This window comes from Leclercia sp. 29361, assembly GCF_011290365.1.
In the GTDB taxonomy this organism is placed as follows: Bacteria; Pseudomonadota; Gammaproteobacteria; order Enterobacterales; family Enterobacteriaceae; genus Enterobacter; species Enterobacter tamurae.
Map to the genome: position 1 here is coordinate 621194 of NZ_CP049786.1, position 18398 is coordinate 639591.

The 18398-nt window shown below is 59.3% G+C and carries 16 protein-coding genes; 13 read left to right on the forward strand and 3 right to left on the reverse strand.

Features of this window, described 5'->3' with window-relative positions; all coding sequences use genetic code 11:
• Positions 1-24: 24 nt before the first annotated feature.
• The gene (locus G7090_RS02980) at positions 25-504 is read left to right on the forward strand and encodes a carboxymuconolactone decarboxylase family protein (RefSeq protein WP_166181478.1); all 480 of its coding nucleotides are present in this window, start codon (positions 25-27) and stop codon (positions 502-504) included.
• Here the strand turns inward: G7090_RS02980 and G7090_RS02985 are convergent.
• Positions 491-1393, reverse strand: coding sequence for a LysR family transcriptional regulator (locus tag G7090_RS02985; RefSeq protein WP_166181479.1), 903 nt, complete (start codon positions 1391-1393; stop codon positions 491-493). The two genes, G7090_RS02980 and G7090_RS02985, sit on opposite strands and share 14 nt — an antisense overlap.
• A gap of 100 nt (positions 1394-1493) precedes the next feature.
• Between G7090_RS02985 and G7090_RS02990 the strand changes: the two genes are divergently transcribed.
• From G7090_RS02990 to G7090_RS03010, 5 genes are all read left to right on the forward strand, one after another.
• Complete coding sequence (locus G7090_RS02990) at positions 1494-2909, forward strand: aldehyde dehydrogenase family protein (protein WP_166181480.1); 1416 nt, start codon at positions 1494-1496, stop codon at positions 2907-2909.
• A 165-nt stretch (positions 2910-3074) separates the two neighbouring features.
• Complete coding sequence (locus tag G7090_RS02995) at positions 3075-3398, forward strand: antibiotic biosynthesis monooxygenase (protein WP_166181481.1); 324 nt, start codon at positions 3075-3077, stop codon at positions 3396-3398.
• Positions 3391-3786, forward strand: coding sequence for an amino acid-binding protein (locus G7090_RS03000; RefSeq protein WP_166181482.1), 396 nt, complete (start codon positions 3391-3393; stop codon positions 3784-3786). Before G7090_RS02995 ends, G7090_RS03000 begins: the two co-directional genes overlap by 8 nt.
• Positions 3761-4456, forward strand: coding sequence for a helix-turn-helix transcriptional regulator (locus G7090_RS03005; RefSeq protein ID WP_166181483.1), 696 nt, complete (start codon positions 3761-3763; stop codon positions 4454-4456). Before G7090_RS03000 ends, G7090_RS03005 begins: the two co-directional genes overlap by 26 nt.
• Positions 4457-4732: 276 nt before the next feature.
• Positions 4733-5122 carry a hypothetical protein gene (locus tag G7090_RS03010; protein WP_166181484.1) on the forward strand — a complete coding sequence of 130 codons (390 nt, stop codon included), beginning with the start codon at positions 4733-4735 and terminating at the stop codon, positions 5120-5122.
• Between the two features lie 56 nt (positions 5123-5178).
• Here the strand turns inward: G7090_RS03010 and G7090_RS03015 are convergent, their stop codons facing one another.
• Positions 5179-9294: an autotransporter outer membrane beta-barrel domain-containing protein gene (locus G7090_RS03015; protein WP_166181485.1), complete on the reverse strand. Its 4116-nt coding sequence runs from the start codon at positions 9292-9294 to the stop codon at positions 5179-5181.
• Positions 9295-9682: 388 nt separating this feature from the next.
• Between G7090_RS03015 and G7090_RS03020 the strand changes: the two genes are divergently transcribed.
• From G7090_RS03020 to G7090_RS03050, 7 genes are all read left to right on the forward strand, one after another.
• Positions 9683-10246 (forward strand): LuxR C-terminal-related transcriptional regulator, encoded by a 564-nt coding sequence (locus G7090_RS03020; RefSeq protein WP_166181486.1) that lies wholly within the window; start codon positions 9683-9685, stop codon positions 10244-10246.
• Between the two features lie 109 nt (positions 10247-10355).
• Positions 10356-10823 (forward strand): MarR family winged helix-turn-helix transcriptional regulator, encoded by a 468-nt coding sequence (locus G7090_RS03025; RefSeq protein WP_166181487.1) that lies wholly within the window; start codon positions 10356-10358, stop codon positions 10821-10823.
• A complete protein-coding gene (locus tag G7090_RS03030; RefSeq protein WP_166185067.1) occupies positions 10823-11890 on the forward strand; it encodes an HlyD family secretion protein in 1068 nt (355 codons plus the stop codon). Before G7090_RS03025 ends, G7090_RS03030 begins: the two co-directional genes overlap by 1 nt.
• On the forward strand, positions 11880-12947 hold the full coding sequence (locus tag G7090_RS03035) for a DUF2955 domain-containing protein (protein ID WP_166181488.1): 1068 nt from the start codon (positions 11880-11882) through the stop codon (positions 12945-12947). The genes G7090_RS03030 and G7090_RS03035 overlap by 11 nt, the downstream gene beginning before the upstream one ends.
• Before the next feature lie 69 nt (positions 12948-13016).
• Positions 13017-14690: a hypothetical protein gene (locus tag G7090_RS03040; protein ID WP_166181489.1), complete on the forward strand. Its 1674-nt coding sequence runs from the start codon at positions 13017-13019 to the stop codon at positions 14688-14690.
• Between the two features lie 242 nt (positions 14691-14932).
• Positions 14933-15988 carry a hypothetical protein gene (locus tag G7090_RS03045; protein WP_166181490.1) on the forward strand — a complete coding sequence of 352 codons (1056 nt, stop codon included), beginning with the start codon at positions 14933-14935 and terminating at the stop codon, positions 15986-15988.
• Entirely contained in the window at positions 15985-17154 is a 1170-nt protein-coding gene (locus G7090_RS03050; RefSeq protein WP_166181491.1) for a glycoside hydrolase family 105 protein, read from the forward strand. Before G7090_RS03045 ends, G7090_RS03050 begins: the two co-directional genes overlap by 4 nt.
• Here the strand turns inward: G7090_RS03050 and G7090_RS03055 are convergent.
• Positions 17050-18330, reverse strand: coding sequence for a DUF445 domain-containing protein (locus tag G7090_RS03055; protein ID WP_166181492.1), 1281 nt, complete (start codon positions 18328-18330; stop codon positions 17050-17052). The genes G7090_RS03050 and G7090_RS03055 overlap by 105 nt on opposite strands.
• Positions 18331-18398: the final 68 nt, after the last annotated feature.

The following is an 18398-nucleotide window of genomic DNA, read 5'->3' on the forward strand; positions in this document are numbered from 1 at the left end:
TGCCGCACATCAAGAGGAAAGACAATGAGCACTCGCGTTAACCACCATAAAGCCACACCTGCCCTCGCTAAAGCGCTCTCCGACCTGAGCATGGCGGTGAGCCAGACCTCCATCGACCCGGCGCTGAAGCACCTGATCGACATCCGCGTCTCCCAGCTCAACGGCTGCACCTTCTGTCTGGATATGCATGCGAAAGAGGCCAAAATTGCCGGCGAGCGCGAGCTGCGCCTCTACCACCTGACCGCATGGCGCGAGTCACCGCTGTTCAGCGCCCGTGAAAAAGCGGCGCTGGCCTTCACCGAAGCCCTGACCCAGATCGGCCCGCACGGCGTCAGCGACGTGCTGTACCGCAGCGTGGCGGAACACTATTCGGAAATTGAGATCTCCGAGCTGAACTTTGCGATCGTGGCGATCAACGCCTGGAACCGCTTAGGGATCACCTCCCGGATGGAACCCGGCGCGCTGGATGGCGCCTACGGCCTGAACAAAGCTAACCTCGAGTAAGACCGCGCTCGCGGATCATCGCCACCAGCGCCCGCAGCCCGGGCGGGACGTGGCGATGCCCGGGGTAGTAGAGACGCAGCCCGGCAAAGGGCTGGGACCACTCCTCCAGCACGCTCACCAGCTCCCCGCTTTCCAGCTCCTGCTGAATATAGAGTTCCGGTAAAAATCCCACCCCCAGACCCGCTTTTACTGCCCGGATCGAAGCAAACAGATCCGAGGTGGCAAAACGCGGCGGCACCGCCAGGGCGATCTGTTCCCCGCGCCGCGCCAGCTCCCAGCGATAGATCCCCCCGTGGGCCATCCGCATCCCGATCCCCTGGTGATGCAGCAGATCGTCCGGGGTTTGCGGTATGCCGTAACGGGCAAAATAATCCGGCGTGGCGGTGACCAGCTGACGAATGTCGGGGGTGAGCGGGACGGCGATCATGTCCTGCGGCACCGACTCCGCGAGGCGCACCCCGGCGTCGTAGCCCTCCGCCACGATATCGATCATCCGCGCTTCGCTCACCGCCTCGACGCGCATTTTCGGGTAGCGGATCATGTAGTCGATCAGCAGCGCATCCAGGAACAGCGTGCCGACGTTGTTCGGAACGTTCAGGCGCAGAGTGCCGGCAGGCTCGTCGGTGTCGCTGTGGATCTCTTCATCTGCCTGACGTATTTCCTGCAACGCCGGGCCGATGCGCGCCACATAGCGCTGCCCGGCGTCGGTAAGCCCCACGCTGCGGGTAGTGCGGTTAAACAGGCGGGTTTGCAGACGGTTCTCCAGCCCGGCAATGGCGTTGCTTACGGCGGTGGCCGACATCCCCAGCTCCTGGGCGGCGGCGCGAAAGCTGCCGCGACGCACGACGGCCATCACCACTTCCAGCTCGGTCAGTCCTGAACGGTGCATAGATTATCCTGAAAATCGAAACAACCTTTGCAGCATAGCGTGGATTATCGCAACGGAGAAGGCGTGCCAGACTGGGTTCATCCAGCCTGAGGAGGTTTATATGCAGCATATCGAACAGATCTATATCAACGGTGAATTTGTCACCCCACACGGCACTGAGCGTTTTGATCTCTGTAATCCGGCGACGGCGAAAACGATCGGTCAGGTGCGGCTGGCCGACGCGGTGGATGCCGAACGCGCCATTGCCGCCGCGAAAGCCGCTTTTCCGGCGTGGTCGCAAACCACGAAGCAGGAGCGTATTGCCGCGCTGCAACGGATGCAGGCTGCGGTGGCGGCCCGCCACGACGATCTGCTGGAGGCGGTGATTGAGGAGTACGGCGCACCCGCGTCGCGCTCAGCGTGGATGGCAAGCTATCCGGCGGAGGTTATTGGCCAGGCGATTACGGCGCTGAAGGCGTTCGAATTCACCACCACGGCAGGCGCGGCCAGGGTAGAGATGATTCCGCTGGGCGTTGCCGGATTGATCACCCCGTGGAACAGCGACGCGGGCTTTATCTGCGGCAAACTGGCGGCGGCACTGGCCGCGGGCTGTACGGCGGTGATCAAACCCAGCGAGATGAGCGCCCTGCAGACGCAGATCGTGACCGAGGCGCTGCACGCCGCCGACCTGCCGCCGGGGGTGTTTAACATCGTTACCGGGCGCGGCGATACGGTGGGGGAGACCATCAGCCGTCACCCTCTTGTTGCGAAAATCTCCTTTACCGGGTCAACGCAGACCGGCAAAGCGATCCTGCGCAACGCGGCAGAGAACTTTACCCGCGTCACTCTGGAGCTGGGCGGCAAATCCCCGACGCTTATTCTTGATGATGCCGATATCAAACAGGCCGTTTCGCTGGCGGTGCAGGCCGGGCTGATGAACAGCGGGCAGGCGTGCGTGGCCGGTACGCGTATCCTGGTGCCTCAGTCGCAGAAAGCGGAATTCGAGCAGGCCCTGGCCCAGGCTATCGCGGCGGTCAAATCGGGCGATCCGCGCGATAGCGCCACCGAAGTCGGCCCGATGGTCAGTGAAAAACAGTGGCAGCGGGTGCAGGGGTATATTCGCAAAGGGCTGGAGGAGGGCGCGCGCCTGCTCGCGGGCGGGGAAGGACGGCCGGAAGGCACCCGGGACGGCTGGTTTGTCCGTCCAACGCTGTTTACCGATGTGCATAACCAGATGGCCATCGCCCGGGAGGAGATTTTTGGCCCGGTGCTGTGCGTGATCCCGTATCGCGACGAGGCAGAAGCCATCGCTATTGCCAACGACACCGACTACGGCCTGAGCGCGCTGGTGCTGGGCAGTGACGCGGAACGCGCCCGCCGCGTGGCGGAGCAGATCCAGTCCGGTCGTGTGCTGGTAAATACCCTCGCCCATGAGCCTGAAGCGCCCTTTGGCGGGTTCAAGCACTCCGGCGTGGGGCGCGAGATGGGGACGTGGGGGATAAACGCGTTTATGGAACCGAAGTCGATCCTCGGCTAAAAAACGCCCGGCGGCGCAAGCTTGCCGGGCCTACGGTTTGGGCCTTTCCAGGCCGGGGAAGCGCAGCGCCACGCGGCCACCCGGCAATAACATTTCGCTCCTCACCGAAGCATCACCTTTTTCTTTCCTTCATCCTCTCCTGACCCTCACAACGGAGAGATCCTCATGATTGCAGTCCTGTTTGAAGCCAAAGCGCAACCCGCGCATCAGGCGCGTTACCTGCAGCTGGCCGCCGAGCTGAAGCCGCTGCTGGCGGATATCGACGGCTTTATCGATATCGAACGTTTTCAGAGCCTGACCACCGACGGCAAAATCCTCTCCCTCTCATGGTGGCGGGACGAAGAAGCGATCCGGAGCTGGAAGCAAAACGTCTTTCACCAGGCCGCGCAGGCCGAAGGGCGAGCGTCGATCTTTGCCTGCTACCGCATTCGCGTGGCGCAGGTGATACGGGAATACGCCTCAGAAACCGGAGGGCACGCCGATGTATGACGTCCATGTGATTTTCAACGACGTGCCCGGGGAGCTGGCACGCTTTGGTCAGCTGCTGGGGCAACACGGCGTGGGGCTGGAGGGCGGCGGCGTATTTGGCGTGGAGGCGCATTTTCTGGTGGAGGAGGGTGAAAAGGCCCGGCGCGTGCTGCTCGATGGCGGGTTTAACGTGCAGGCGGTGCGCAAGCCGCTGATCCGTAAGCTGAAACAGGAGCGTCCCGGCGAGCTGGGGGAGATCGCCGCCGCGCTGGCAGGGCAGGGAGTGTCCATCCTCACCCAGTACAGCGATCATGCGAACCATCTTATTCTGCTGACGGATAATGATAAGCTGGCCGCAGAGATCACCGGGCCGTGGGTTGCCAATGCTAAAGACCAGTTTACCTCCTGATAACAGCGCCGCGCTGGAGCTGGCCGTTGCGGCCGTTGCGACGGCGATGGCGGATCCGTCCCGGGTAAAAATGCTCTGCGCCCTGATGGACGGGCGGGCGTGGACCGCCACCGAGCTCAGCGCCGTGGCGGATGTGGCCCCCTCTACCGCCAGCGGGCATCTTACCCGGCTGCTGGACGGGAAGCTGATCACCTGCCTGTCTCAGGGTCGGCATCGCTACTATCGGCTGGCGGGGCATGACGTCGCGGAGCTGGTGGAGCAGATGATGGGGCTGTCGTGGGGACGTATCACGCCGCCGCAGACCACCGCGCCGGAACCGATGCGTCACGCCCGCACCTGCTACGACCATCTGGCGGGCACGGTCGCGGTGCAGATCTATGATTTTATGCAGGCGGAGGGTTGGCTGGTGGCAGATGGGTCGGGCCTCACCCTGAGCGGGCGCGAGGCGTTTCTGACATTGGGGATCACGTTAAATAGCAAAACCCGGCGTAAAGCCTGCTGCGCCTGTCTGGACTGGAGCGAGCGGCGGTTTCATCTGGGCGGCGAGGCGGGTGCGGCGCTGCTGGTGCATCTCGAAACCAAAGGCTGGATCCAGCGGGTCGTGGGGTTTCGCGAAGTGGCAGTGACAGCATCAGGTCAGCGTGCCATCGAGCGGCATTTTAGCCACTGAGACAACGCCCGGCGGCGCACGCTTGCCGGGCCTACAAAAACAGCACCCACCCGGCGTCAGCGCGTAACGCTACTTCATAATTATTTGCATCGCTTATATGTAACGCTGAACTTATTCATAAATTAAATCTATTTGGTTTGAGAATTTTCGCATGTCGCTTTTTACTATTATCGTGATTGAGGATTCTCATGTAGCATAAAAAATTAAGCTGCGATCCCGCCAGCTAAATAGCGAGTTGTTTAAAAGTGCAATGTATTAACAGGGAGAAGATATATTGTGTCTAAAATGAAGAGTTACGCAGAGAGCGTGCTGTTCCAGAGTATTATTTCATTATCGGAGGGCACAGGGACGGTAGACAGCCTTGCCGCACTGTCCGAAAATTATATATCCCGTCTCGGAAGCAGTGATGTCCCCATTCCGCTGCGCAAAGCGCTTAACGATGTTAAAGGCCTTCTGGCAGCGCTTATCGAAAAAAACTACAGCCAGACCGGCAGTCATGCCGCATGGATGAGCAAAAAGCAGTGTCTGCTGACCCTGATTACGGAGTTATATACTGACGTGGTGGCGTGGAATGCGGTTGAACAATATATTTCGGCGTCACAGTTTCTGTTATTTTCTGAAGGGAAAAACGGATCTGAGCGTCATTCGCATAACGCGATAAATTAATATTCGCCTCTGGTTATAAAAGAAAGCCGCATACTCACGTATGCGGCTTATTTGTTTTAGAAGGCGAGCGACCAGGTGGCGCTCATTGTCTGATTGGTGTCGTGCTGAGAGGCATTCACGTTATAGCCCACGCCGAAGGTCATCGTGCCTTTTTGCATTTTGACCCCCAACTGGCCGTTGAAGGCGGTATCGTCCATGATCTCTGCGCGGATGGTATCGCTGCCGCTGATGCCCACGGTGCGCAGGGTATTTTGACTCTCCCGGTCGCCGGTGACGGCAACCACGCCCGCATCGGCCTGAGTACTCATCTTCCAGCCGGAATCCAGCGCGAAGGTTTTCGCCACTTTCACCCCTACCGGGAACTGCCAGATGTTCTGGGTGCCTTTATCGGTATGGAAGACACGTTCATCCTGACCATTTTTGGTATCAAAGGCCTCGGTCGTGAGCTGGTTATAGCGCACGCCCGCATGAGGAATGATATCCAGCACGTCGGTTTCGATCAGGTACTCGCCCCGCACGCCCGCGCTGAACAGCATCCCGTCCACGTTCGCCTTCAGCTTATTGCCTGCTTCCATCCAGCCCGGCTGTTTCTGGTCAACATCGTTGCTGGTCTGGGTCAGGCTGACATCGCCCGTCAGGTTCCAGCGATCCTGGTTCCAGTTCTGGTACAGAGTAACGCCCCAGAAGCTGAAATCATTGTGGGTGGCGTTGACGTCGCCGCGTGAATCACTGTCGCCATTACCGGCATGGAACGCCGCGCCGCTGCGCAGGGTGCCGTGTTCGGTCTGCCAGGCTTTATCTCCTCCCATCATCAGGCCATAGAATTTGCTGTTCTGGCCGTAGCTCAGGTTCCCGGCGTTCAGGTCGCTGCTGCGCGGGTTACCGTACAGAGTGTGAACCCAGACGCTGGCGTCGGTGTCCGCAGGTTGAAGAGCCAGGTTAGCAACGGAGTTACGCTCCAGGACGGCATCCACCGCCGCATTGCCCGCCGCCCAGGTGTTGTGCTGCACCCCACCCGCGGTGGCGATCTGCGCCGCGCTGTTGACGGTTCTCACCACCTCATCCACGCTCGCCTGTGGCGTATCGATGGCAACCGACAGATAACGCGCCCCCGCCTGGCTGGCAGAACGTGAGTTCTCCCCGCTGGCGATAAGCTGATCCAGCGCATGGGTGGTGACTACGCCCGGCAGGACGTCCTGTGCCGCGCGGGCCTGCGTGGTGACCAGCACCGCGCCGTCACGCTCTTCGGTGGTGGCCGTCAGCAGTTTGTTCAGCAGCAGGTTCTCGTTCTGCCAGCCGTTTCCGGTGAGATTGACGTCGCTAAAGCCCCGGGCAACCGCGTAGGTCTGGTTGGCCTTCGCATCGGCAACGTAGAGTGCGGCGCTGTCCGCCACGTTCAGGCTGCCGTCGATCGCATTCAGCGCCGCCTGGCCGTTGGTCATCTCTTTGGTGTTAACCATCAGCAGAGAGTGGTCGGCAAAGTCGACAGTATTAAAGGCGGCGTCACGGTCGGCGGAGTTGCCGGTCAGAGAGCCGTCGACCCGCAGACCGCCCTGGGAGGCGTTAAGGAATTGCGGGGTATGGACAGAGACCGCCGCCGTGATGGCATTTTCACCCCAGGTTAAGCCGCTGTCGGCGAAACGGGCTTCTGCTGCGGTAGTAGTGGTATCCCCCAGTACCAGCAGGGCGTTCTGACCCACGGTCACGCGACCGTTGATCTCATTGCCGCCACTCGTCACGCGGGAGGCGTTAGCCAGCGTGCCGCCCTCGGTCCATGCCGGGTCGATAAACATCCGCGCGCCCTGCAGATCCAAACGTTCTGCCATCAGCGTACCCGCAGCGGTGACATCACCGACGGTGATCTGCGCATCCTGGCTGGCCGTAAGCTGCCCTGCCTGCAGGGAACCGTTCACCGCCAGCTGGGCGCTTTCCTGCAGCGCCATGTCGCTGTGCAGGGTGGCCTGCTGTTGCACGGTGACCAGGCCACTGCTGATAACGCCGGCCGCGGATCCGCCGGAGACCAGAGTATGGTCGCCTGCCACGATGTTCAGTGTGCCTTCCGGGGCCACGGTGACGGTACCGGTGAGGTGGCTGGTCACATCCTGCATCGCCGTGGTGCCTAAGTTCAGCGTTCCGTTATTGACCGCGACCGCAACAGGCGTATCCGGTGCGCCAGCCACGTCGAACAACGCGCCTGCAGCCCCGGTCAGGGTCAGGGTCTGGTTGCCGCCAATTTCCACTGACGGCTGGCCTTCACCTTCAAACCGCAGCTGTGCCGCGCCAAAGCCGTTACGCACGAAAATGGCATCATCGGTGATCGCATCTTTCTCGCCGATGCTGAGCTGGTTTTTACTGGAGGTGACCTGGGTATTGGCCAGCACCGCCTGGGTCATAGCGGCGTCGATTACGCTGGCGGTGCCCGCCACGTTATCCGCATTCTGCAGGGTGCCGAGCATCACCAGGCTGTTGCCTTCCGTCGCGCCCAGCAGATCATTGACCGCCTTCACATAGTCCAGATGGTAGGTGTCATCGGTCAGGATCAGCGTGCTGTCGGTAAAGCTCATGCCTGCCCCGGTCTCGTTATAGCCCTCAGGCAGCAGGGAGGAGGCCGCCAGGTTGAACAGCTGGTCGGAACTGGTTTGCAGCTGGCTATGGTTGACCATGTTCAGCGACGCGCCGCTGCTCAGCGCCAGGGTATCGGCGATCAGTTTGGTGTTATCAAAGGTTAAATTGCCGCTGCTCAGCTGCACCGGGGCGGTCATCGTGGTGCCGTTAACGGTCAGGGCGGTGCCCACGTTGGCGTCAGTAAAGCCGTCGGTCAGGACCAGGTCGCCCGCGACGGCCAGCTTGCCAAAGTTGCTGAACTGCGTCCCGCCAAACTCAGGCATGTTCGCCAGGTGCAGGGTACTTGCGTCGCCGCTGCCGTACAGATTGCCCGCCACCTCAGTGTTATCCAGCCAGATGTCGGAGCGGAGCACCGTTGTGCCTTTCAGATTGACATCCCCGGAGAGGGTGCTGTCGGTCAGATGCAGATCCACGCTGCCTTTGCCGGTGCTGGCGTCGATATTGCCCGTCAGCACGGAGCGGGTGATATTCATCGCTATCAGTGCGGCTTTGTTGGCAATCAGGTTGCCGTTAAGGGAGGAGTCTGCCAGCGAGGCGGTAATGCTGTCCGAGCCGGAAAGCACCGCATGGCCGACAATGGTGCTGTCGTTGTTGACGGTCAGCTGGGTGGTTTTGCCATTAGACATGCTAATGGCGTTACCGTCTTTCTGGGTGGTTTTGGTGATACTGGAATCCGTAACGGACAGCGTGCTGTTACTGCCTGAGGTCGCGAGGGCCACCGAGCCCGTCAACTGGCTGTGGTCGACCACAATTGCGTGCGTTTTATCTGTGACGCTGAGGTTAGTGATTTCTATTGCATTGGCCGTTTTGGCAACGGCATCGGTGGTATCGATGGTGCTGCGCTCAACCCTAATCGTGTTGTTATCTTTGGTGTTGTACAGCAAAATGCTGCCTGCCAGAATACGGCTGTCCTGCACATTAATGTCGTGTGTCCCCGCGCCGCCTGCGTAGATCTTGCCTGTAATCAGGCTATTGTTCTGGATATCAATATCGGTATTGCCGCCGTCAGCGGCATCCAGATAAATGGCACTCCCGACAAAATAACTCTTCGGATTCGCAGTGTTTTTCATATCATAATCCACCCCCTTAGCGGCACCGTTCAGGGTTGAGTGATCAACGATGATATGGGTATTTGTTTCGTATTTTGAGCTTCCCGCCTCAATGGCATCCACCGCGGCCCCATTGTTCAGGACCACGGTGGCTGAACCATCTTTACTGATGTTGATATAATGACCGCTCAGATTCGCGCCATCGACAAGAAGCTGTTGAATATCCGAAGAGGTTCGGGAAGAGCTGCCGCTGGCAAAATAGATGTTTTTCGCTTCAGCCGCACTATTAATGGCCGCATCCTGCGTTTTTTGCGTAAAATACCACGCGGTAGGTTTTGGATTTATCGGGGACGTCATGTCATATTGCGTTAACCCGCAGGTCCCGGTAAATACCGTGCCCGCGCAGGTATTTGCCAGTGCTGGTGCCAAAATTAAACTGCTGCCCAGAATCATACTCATACTGATAGCCAGTTGATTCAGGCGAAATGATTTATTCATAAGGTGTCCCTCTAATTACGTAATGATTTTATTTCGCGATGGCGAATATAAAAATGCATACACCGTTTAATCCTTCGTTACATTTCGCAGCATATCAAAAGAAAATAAAACTCAGGGTCGGATTGATCTTTCCTTGCCTGGAAAAATCTTAATTAGTCGGATATCCCGCTGTAATAATTGATTAATATTTTCTTTAAATATGCTTTTTTGTGAGCAACAGCACGAATTGCCGCTAATTGCTTGAGAATATTCCTACAATCCCCCGGAAAACTGTTAATTGAAAATAATTACATTCTCAAGGATTATGATTAAATCCACAGTGATGATAAGGATATGAGCAATGATTATAGTATTAACATCCTGTAGATACTTTCAGCAGGGCTTTAACATGCTGGTCGATCGGTTAATGATCGACGCGCCTTCATTTCAACGGGTGCTTTATCTTGATGACATTAAAAAAGCGACGAAAGAGGATCTTGCCCTGACCAAAGCCATTGTGGTGGATTATGGCGAGTCGGATATTAAAGTATTGAATGCGCTGCTGGACGTTAAAAACCGTTACGAGCAGAGCTATTTTATTTTTATTACCCGGGATGTGTGCTACGAAAGCACGATTGAAAATATTCTCATTAATACCATCGCCGATTACACCATCGACTGTAAAAGTGCCGTGCGAAAATTACACGCCTGTCTTACCCACCTTGCACAGGAAGATCAGCCGGTCACTATTTTTAAAAATGCCCGCTGGCATCATCTTGAAAAAGAGCAACGCTTAACACGCATGGAGACCATGCTGTTGCCCTATATTGTGTCGGGGAAAAAGAATAAAGAAATTACCCGTTACCTGGACGTGACCGGAAAAACCGTCAGCCATCATCGACGCAATATTTATCGAAAATTCGCCGTGACCAATCTGACCGGCTTGTATAAGAAATTTGATCAGCGTGTTTGATCCTTTGAGGGGCATGCACGCTTTCGCAATTCCTGCTCTTAACATCCTCGTTTCTTGATACTTACCCTGATAACTATTATCTTCTCAGCGTGTGAAGCGAGGTTCCCCCATGCGTGAAGAAGATCTGTTCTGCCGCAGGCCTATGGGCATGCGGATGGCAATGATTGTGCGTCAGTGGCGCGCGGTGATTAACGACGCCATTCTCGAGACCGGGTTAACCCAGTCGAGCTGGACGGTGATGATGCAGCTTGATCAACTGGGGGAGAACGTCTCGGTGAGCGAACTGGCGGAGGTGCAGGGCATTGAGCTGCCGCCGCTGATGCGCACCCTTTCACAGCTGGAAAAGCAGGGCTATCTGCTGCGCACCACATCGCCTTATGACAAGCGCATCCGGCTGCTGACGCTCACACCCGAAGGGAACGCGGTGCTGAAAACGCTGACCCGGGTTATCGAAACGTTCCAGAAACGGGTATCGCAGAATATCGCCCCGGAGCATCTGGAGATTTTCAGCGCCACACTTAATCAAATCGCCTGCAATTTGCGGACAATCCGCGAAGAAGATAACAAGACCCAATAATCATGACCCCTGAACAAAAGTTTGCCCGCTGGGTAAGGGTAAGTATTGCCTCTTTCCTGCTGATGTTTGTCTATTTTATCGTCGCCGATATCTGGATCCCGCTGACGCCGGACGCCACGGTGATGCGCGTGGTCACGCCGGTGTCGGCGCGCGTCTCCGGCTATGTGGCGGCAGTGCATGTCCACAACAACAGCCAGGTGAAGAAGGGCGATCTGCTGTTTGAGCTCGATGCGACGCCGTTCCGTAATAAGGTGGAGGCCGCTGAGATTGCCCTGCAGCAGGCGCGTCTCGCCAATCAGCAGCTGGACGCGCAGATCGTGGCGACCCAGGCCAGCCTGAAAACCGCCCAGCTCACCGCCCGCAACGATAAAGTCACCTTCGATCGCTATCAGAAACTCAGCACCCTGCAGAATGTTTCCCAGGCGGATCTGGATAAGGTGCGTACCACCTGGCAGGGCAGCGAGCAGTCGGTGGCGAATCTGCAGGCCACCATCCATCAGCTGCGTATTGAGCGCGGCGAGCGGGATGAACAGCATAACGTATCCCTGCAAAAATACCGCAATGCGCTGGACGAGGCTCAACTCAACCTCGGCTGGACCAAAATCTACGCCGAGGCCGACGGCACGGTCAGCAACGTTCAACTGAGTCCCGGCTTTTATGCCGCCTCCGGCTCGGCGGCGCTGGCGCTGGTAAACAACCAGAGCGATATCGTCGCCGATTTCCGTGAAAAGAGCCTGCGCCATACCCACCAGAACACCGACGCCGCGGTGGTGTTTGACGCCTTCCCGGGCCGCGTATTCCGCGCCCACGTCACCAGCAGCGATGCCGGGATTTTAGCGGGACAGGAGGCGGTCAACGGCCAGCTGTCGGAGCCGGAAACCTCCAACCGCTGGGTGCGTGACGCCCAACGGATGCGTATCCACGTGGCGCTGGACGACACCCTGCCGAAGCACCTCCCGACCGGGGCGCGCGCCACCGTGCAGCTCTACAACAGCGAAGGTCCGTTTGCCCGCTTCTTCTCCGGGATGCAGATCCACCTCGTCAGCCTGCTGCATTATGTCTATTAATACCCTCGCGCGGGTCTTTACCCCGCACGGCAACATCGTCTACACCGCCAACGACTTTCGCCAGACGCTGCGGATCGTGATTGCCGGGATGATTGCGCTGAGCGTGTCGAGCTTCTACAACACCAGTTACGGCGTCTTCTTCGTGATCTACCCGATCATGCTCCTGTCGCTGGTGCCGGTGTTTAACCGCCACGTCGCTAAGCAGTTTGTGTTCAGTTCTGCGCTGAACTGCATCGAAATGGTGTTTATTATTGGCTATCTGGCGCAGTGGCCGGTAATTATGACCCTGGTGGTGTTTGGCCTCTACGTGATGCGTTTTCGCTTTATGAGCCAGGGGCCGCTGTTTCTGTTCGGCTCGATGGGGGTGGTGTGCCAGAGCACCATGCTCAACTTTATGAGCTATCCCACCACCAACTGGCACACGCTGCTGTTCTCCAACCTCGAAGCCAGCGTGATGGCGGTGTGCCTGAGCGCACTGATGCACTACCTGCTGCCGGATGTCGAGCCGCGCACGCCACCGCCGCGGCTGGAGAAAGACGCCGCCCGCGTGCGCCACGAGTCATTGCTCTCCGGCACCGTGGCGACGCTGATTTTTGTGGTGTTCCAGATAAGCGATCTCAGTGATTCCCTCTCGGCGCTGATGGCGGGGGTACTGATCCTCTTCCCGATGCACTACCGCGGGGCGGTGATGAGCTCCCTGTGGCGCGTGGTCGGGGTGGTGCTCGGCTGCCTCTACATTCTGGTGGTGCAGCTGGTGCTGTACGATCACAGCAGCCATATGCTGCTGATGATGCCCCTGATTGGCCTCGGGCTGGCGTTTGGCGCCCGCCTGCACGTGATGGAGAAGGTGGGGGCCGGGGTCGGTTTTGCCAGTATCACCACCATCGGCATCATGTTCGGCCAGAACATGCACCCGGACGGCGACCTGGTGTTCAGCGACCTCTACCGCATCGTCTCGGTGACGGTGGCGCTGGTGGCGACCCTGACCATGGTGTTCATTATGCATCTGATCCTTAACTGCTTTGCGCCGACGCGCTACGTGATCCGCAATCCTTAGCACACATCTTTCCCGCGTTCTGTGCTATCACTGTCGGTCGATTAACTGGCCGACAAAAGGGATGACGATATGTGGCAGACGCGGGCGCTGGAGCTGAATAATCAGGCGTACTGGAACTGGGAAAAGGCCTGCGAGCTGGTCGACTGGGCCGTGGCGCATGATTTTAATACGGTAATTGTCGGGCAGGTGGATCTGTTCGACAAACTGGTCTCCCCGAAAGGCTACACGCCGCATCTCGACAATGACCGTCTCTCCAGCCAGCAGCGTGCCCGCTGCGTCTACCTCAACCGCCTGGGGCTGCTGTGTCAGCAAAAGGGGCTGCGTTTTTACCTGCAGGCCAAAGAGTTCAGCTTCCCCACCGAGCTGCTGCTGGCGCACCCGCATCTGTTTGAGCCGGGCCAGGGCGTGCGGCTCGACGTCGATTTCTGGTGCGGATATCTGACCCGTAAAATCGCCCTGATCTGCCAGCGCATTCCGGCTCTCAGCGGCCTGCTGGTGGCGATCTCCAGCACCGATGGCCTGCTGCCGGTGTCGCGCCCTAACTGGGAGTTGCAGGCAGAGGGTGAGGTCAATCCGGCCCAGCGCGATGAACGCAGTCTGGCGATCTACAGTCGCTGCTTCAATGCCATGACCCGCACCATGCAGGCTGAGAACAAGCACCTGGTGCTGCGGGTGTTCCCGGCAGGCAACCACGATCTCAACAACGTGCTGGAGGCGATCCGCCCCCTGCCACAGAGCGTCAGTGTCTCGATCAAACTCACCCCGGAACGTTTCTGGCCCTCGTTTCCCAATAACCCGGCGCTGCTGGCGGTGCAGGAGCGGGAGGTGTGGGCGGATATCGATCTGGTGGGGGAGGAAGTCGGCTGGGGCGTGCTCCCCTGGCTGCGTATCGACGAGCTGCAGGGCCGCCTGCTGTGGTGCCGCTCGAACCCGGCGATTCGCGGCGTGGTATGCAAAACCAGCTGGGAGGGGGTCGATAACCACTGGGTGATGGGCACCCTGAGCGAGTGCAATCTGGTGGCCTGTAGCCGGATAGTCACCAGCGATGGCCGTCATCTCAGCGTGGCACAGCTGCTAAGCGACTGGCTGGATGAGCGCTACGGCTGGCGCCCGGATGGCGAGACTTTTGACACCTTCCGATCCCTGCTGGAGCAGGCGGGGCAGGTGCTGTACGGCGCCCTCTACGTGCGCGATCACGTGTTCCATCGTCACAGCCAGGTGCCGGAGAGCTACAGCCAGGCGGTGTGGAGCCTCTACGGCCAGCTCAACCGCAACCACTGGCTGCCGGGATCGGAGCGCGATATTTTCTTCAGCGCCAGCGACGTTGAGGCCTCTTCCGCGTCGCTGTCGCGCATTGCCCGCGAGAAGGATGACGCCCGGGATGCCTCAGAGGTGTTGCAGGAGCAGGCTCTGCATTTTGCCGACACCGCCGCGTTCCCCTGGGCGCTGAAACGCCGCTGGCTGGAGGAGTGGCAGGGCTTTGCGCTCTACTGCCATCTGTTTGTTCACGCCCAGAAAGCCTTCTTTACCCTGCGCTTTGCCCGGGAAGTGGAGAACAGCTGGAGCATGCGCGAGATCTGCCAGATCAACATTCAGGAGCTGTATCGCAGCGCCGCCGAGCTGGACGATTTCTGCCTGAAACATGCCGACGCCTCCCCCGGCCTGCACGTGTTGTTCGATGCCTCCCGCGTACGCGCCCTGGCAGACAGCCTGAGCGACGAGCTAAAAGCGCTGAAGGGCTAGTTTGTGTGATGCATATCACGTCGGTGGGGTTGGCTTAAAAAACCGACGTGATTTTTCTCATCTTTTTCTCTCTCCATCCGCGGCGGGATGCGATCCGCATCACGCTCCGTCTCCCCGTCGCGGCCAGTTTGTGAGTTGCCGGGCAGTTCCCGCTAATCCCCGCATCTGGCTCCTCGCGGCAGATATCGAATCTGCTGATGATAGCGGCGCAATGTATTCGTTTTGCGAGAGATGAGGAAGATATGTCCCAGGGTGACTGGCAGTTAGCACAGGGCGACGCGCTCACGCGTTTTCTGGCTTCAGCGGTAAAAGCAGAGCGCTTTGCCGAGTTTTATACCGGTGAAACGGACGATCCTGCCCGGATCGTGGGGCCCGATGCGGTGTCCTTTTGCCGTCATCTGTTTCTGCAGACGCACGCCCGGCGGCATGTCGATCCCGCCCAGGCGCTGCCGTGCCGGGAAGCCGTTGTTGGGGTCGATAACACCGTCGCTTTTTCGGGATTCCGCCCGCAGGCCTACCATCTGCAGCGCTGGCTGAGGGTGGATCTGTTCGCGCCCTACCGCGGGATCTTTACCTTTCGCCTGGCGACCTGCGGCGGGGTACGGATCTGGAATGACGGCGAGCTGCTGGCGTGCTTCACCCCTTTTACCCGCAACAGATTGCAGCATTCCGACGTTCAGCTGGCGCTAAACGCGGGCCGAAACAGCCTGCTGATCCATCTCGATGAGCTCTTCGAGCGCGAGACACTTTTTGCCCTGCAGATGATTTATCTCGACGAACCCACGCTCGGCGTGGCGCTGCCGGAGGCGTGTCCGCCGATCGCACCGCCATCGGTTTGCGAGCCAGGCCAGGACGACAGCGCCCGCCGTCTGTTGACCCTGATGGCGCAGCGCGAGTATGGCCCGGAACTCGACGCCCTGCTGCTGCGCACCCTGAAGTGCGTCAGCGCCCGGGAAGAGGGCTCGGTGTTTGCACTGCTGGCGCTGCTCTCCCTCTGGCATCGCCACCGGGGGGAGTACTTCCCCGGGATGCTGTGGCGACGGGTGAAATCCACGGTGCTGGGCTATCGCTACTGGCACGACGAACGGGGCTGCGATGTGATGGCGTTCTGGGGCGAGGAAAATACGCTCGCCTTTCAGACCGCGCAGTATCTGGCGGGGCAGCTGTTCCCGGAGGCGCTGTTTATCGCCTCGGGCCGCCGGGGGCAGCAACAGCAGCGCCTGGCGCTGATGCGCGCGGCCGACGCCCGGACGCTACGGGAGCAGGCAGAGGCATACCTTACAGGGGCAAAAGCATGAACAAAGAACAGCAGATGACGACTCTGGATCGCGTGGTACGCGGGTTTTGTCGCCTGAAAAATCTCGATGAAGTGGGCGTCGGGGACGGGTTCGCCATCAACTTCGAAGAGTGGGAGTGGGAGATTGGCGTCGGGCTGTATGGCTTCTGGCGCTTTGCGGAGCATCAGCAGGATGCCGTTCTGCAGCAGTCGATCCTCGCCTGGTACGAGGGGCAAATTGCCAGAGGGCTGCCGGAGATGCAGATCAACACCACCGCGCCGATGATCGCCCTGGCGCTGGTGGCCGGGCATCATCAGCGCCAGGATCTGCTGGAGACGGTCAGCGACTGGGCCGATGCCCTGCTGCGCGATCTGCCTAAAACGGAAGAGGGCGGGTTCCAGCATGTGGTGAAAGAGCAGCCCAACACCGGCCAGCTGTGGGATGACACCCTGTTTATGACCTGTCTGTTCCTCGGGGTGGCGGGCATTGTGTTGAAGCGTCGGGATCTGATCGACGAGGCCAGCTACCAGTTTCTGCTCCACACCCGCTACCTCAGCGATCCGGTCAGCGGCCTGTGGTATCACGGCTGGACCTTTGTCGATAAGCACCATTTTGCCGGGGCGTTCTGGGCGCGGGGCAATGCGTGGATCACCGTCGCCATTCCGGAGTTTATCGCGCTGATGGGCGAGCATCTGGATGCCAGCGTGCGTCGCTATTTGTCGCAGGTGGTGTCGCGGCAGGTGCGCAGTCTGTGCGAACTGCAGGCGGAGAACGGCATGTGGCACACGGTGCTCGACGATCCGCTCTCGCCCCAGGAGTCCTCCGCCACGGCGGGCATCGCCTGGGGCATGCTGCGCGGGATACGGATGGGGATGCTGGATGCGTCCGTCAGCGCGCATGCCCTGCGCGCCTTCGAGGCGGTGATGGCGCGTATCGACGACGAGGGCATCGTGCTGGAAGCCTCGCGCGGCACCATGCTGGGCTGGGATATTCAGTACTACTGCGATATCGCCATGGCCCCGGTGCCCTATGCCCAGGCGTTAACCATCCTGCTGCTGCTGGAGTACGAGCAGGGCGGCTGGCTATCGGCCGATCAGAGGCAGGACCTCGGGCAGCTGCGAGAGCAGGAACAGAATCAGCCCGATGGTGCCGCCCACCAGGGTGCCGTTGACGCGGATAAACTGTAAGTCTTTGCCGATGTTGAGCTCAATCTGCCGGGACATATCTTTGGCATCCCAGCCTTTGACCGTGTCGCTGATATGGCGGGTCAGGAACGCGGCAAACTCCGGCGCCACGCGATGGGCTGCCTGCTCGAGGTGTTCGTTCAGCGAGGCGCGCAGGTTGGTGTCCGCCACCAGGGTTTCACCAAACCACAGCCCGGCATTGGCGAGGCGCTGCTTGACGCGGGAGTCGTCGCTCTGCATGTCGGCCTTCAGCCACTGGCGCAGATCGGCCCACATCTCACCCAGATAGCGGTTAAAGGCCTCGTCGTTCTTCAGATACTCTTTGATGTTCTCCGCTTTAGCCGCGGTTTCAGGATCGTTTTTCAGGTTCTCCACCAGCTTCAGCACCGCGCGATCGAAGGCCTGACGGATCTGGTGGGTGCGGTCGTGGCTGACGTCATCCAGGATGGCATTCACCGCATTAGAGACCAGCTCGGCGCTCTGATCCCCCAGCCACTCGGTGGGCAAGATCATCGCCTTGCGCGGGTGTTCGGTCTTCAGCCAGTGGACGATTTGCGCGGCGATAAAGTCGCGGGTGGTGTCGCGCTGCAGGAGCGTAATCAGACGATTGATCACCGCGTCCAGCAGCACCTGGTGGCGGTTATTTTTGGTCATGCTCTCCAGCATCGCCGCGCTGGTTTCGCTGAAATCGACCTTATCCAGCGCCTTGTGCACCGCCCGCTTGAGCATGCGCTGAATGCGGCCGTCGTCGGTCAGCTCAAGGAAGCCGCTCATCACCTGCATGATATGCTGCCCGACGCGCTGGGCGTTATCCGGCTGGCTGAACCAGTTGCCGATAAGCAGAGCCGGTTCATGTTTGCGAATCAGCGCCACCAGCGACTGGGTATCGAGGAATTTCTCCTGCACGAACTGGCCGAGATTGTCGCCAATCCGGTCTTTATTACGCGGGATAATCGCCGTATGACGCGAAATAAACGGGATCGGCACCCGACGAAACAGGGCCACTACGGCAAACCAGTCAGCGAGAGCACCGACCATCGCCGCTTCGGCAATGGCCTTCACCCCCCGCACCCAGAAGGTCTGCGGCAGGAAGAGGGTGGCGATAAAGGTCGCGGCGGCAATCAGCAGCAGCGACAGCGCCAGGAGCTTGGCGCGTTTGAGTTCAGCGAGTTTTTCCATAGGGTTAAGGATAGAGGGAAGCGGCGAGAAGATGCAAAATAGTTCTGTTTGTTCACATTTTCATTTTG

Bases quoted from the DNA above. Each gene is read 5' to 3' on its own strand.
- G7090_RS03000 (WP_166181482.1), top strand. From the start codon at position 3,391: ATGTATGACGTCCATGTGATTTTCAACGACGTGCCCGGGGAGCTGGCA.
- G7090_RS03015 (WP_166181485.1), bottom strand. From the start codon at position 9,294: ATGAATAAATCATTTCGCCTGAATCAACTGGCTATCAGTATGAGTATG.
- G7090_RS02980 (WP_166181478.1), top strand. From the start codon at position 25: ATGAGCACTCGCGTTAACCACCATAAAGCCACACCTGCCCTCGCTAAA.
- G7090_RS03005 (WP_166181483.1), top strand. From the start codon at position 3,761: ATGCTAAAGACCAGTTTACCTCCTGATAACAGCGCCGCGCTGGAGCTG.
- G7090_RS03025 (WP_166181487.1), top strand. From the start codon at position 10,356: ATGCGTGAAGAAGATCTGTTCTGCCGCAGGCCTATGGGCATGCGGATG.
- G7090_RS02990 (WP_166181480.1), top strand. From the start codon at position 1,494: ATGCAGCATATCGAACAGATCTATATCAACGGTGAATTTGTCACCCCA.
- G7090_RS02985 (WP_166181479.1), bottom strand. From the start codon at position 1,393: ATGCACCGTTCAGGACTGACCGAGCTGGAAGTGGTGATGGCCGTCGTG.
- G7090_RS03050 (WP_166181491.1), top strand. From the start codon at position 15,985: ATGAACAAAGAACAGCAGATGACGACTCTGGATCGCGTGGTACGCGGG.
- G7090_RS03035 (WP_166181488.1), top strand. From the start codon at position 11,880: ATGTCTATTAATACCCTCGCGCGGGTCTTTACCCCGCACGGCAACATC.
- G7090_RS03020 (WP_166181486.1), top strand. From the start codon at position 9,683: ATGCTGGTCGATCGGTTAATGATCGACGCGCCTTCATTTCAACGGGTG.
- G7090_RS03055 (WP_166181492.1), bottom strand. From the start codon at position 18,330: ATGGAAAAACTCGCTGAACTCAAACGCGCCAAGCTCCTGGCGCTGTCG.
- G7090_RS03040 (WP_166181489.1), top strand. From the start codon at position 13,017: ATGTGGCAGACGCGGGCGCTGGAGCTGAATAATCAGGCGTACTGGAAC.
- G7090_RS03045 (WP_166181490.1), top strand. From the start codon at position 14,933: ATGTCCCAGGGTGACTGGCAGTTAGCACAGGGCGACGCGCTCACGCGT.
- G7090_RS02995 (WP_166181481.1), top strand. From the start codon at position 3,075: ATGATTGCAGTCCTGTTTGAAGCCAAAGCGCAACCCGCGCATCAGGCG.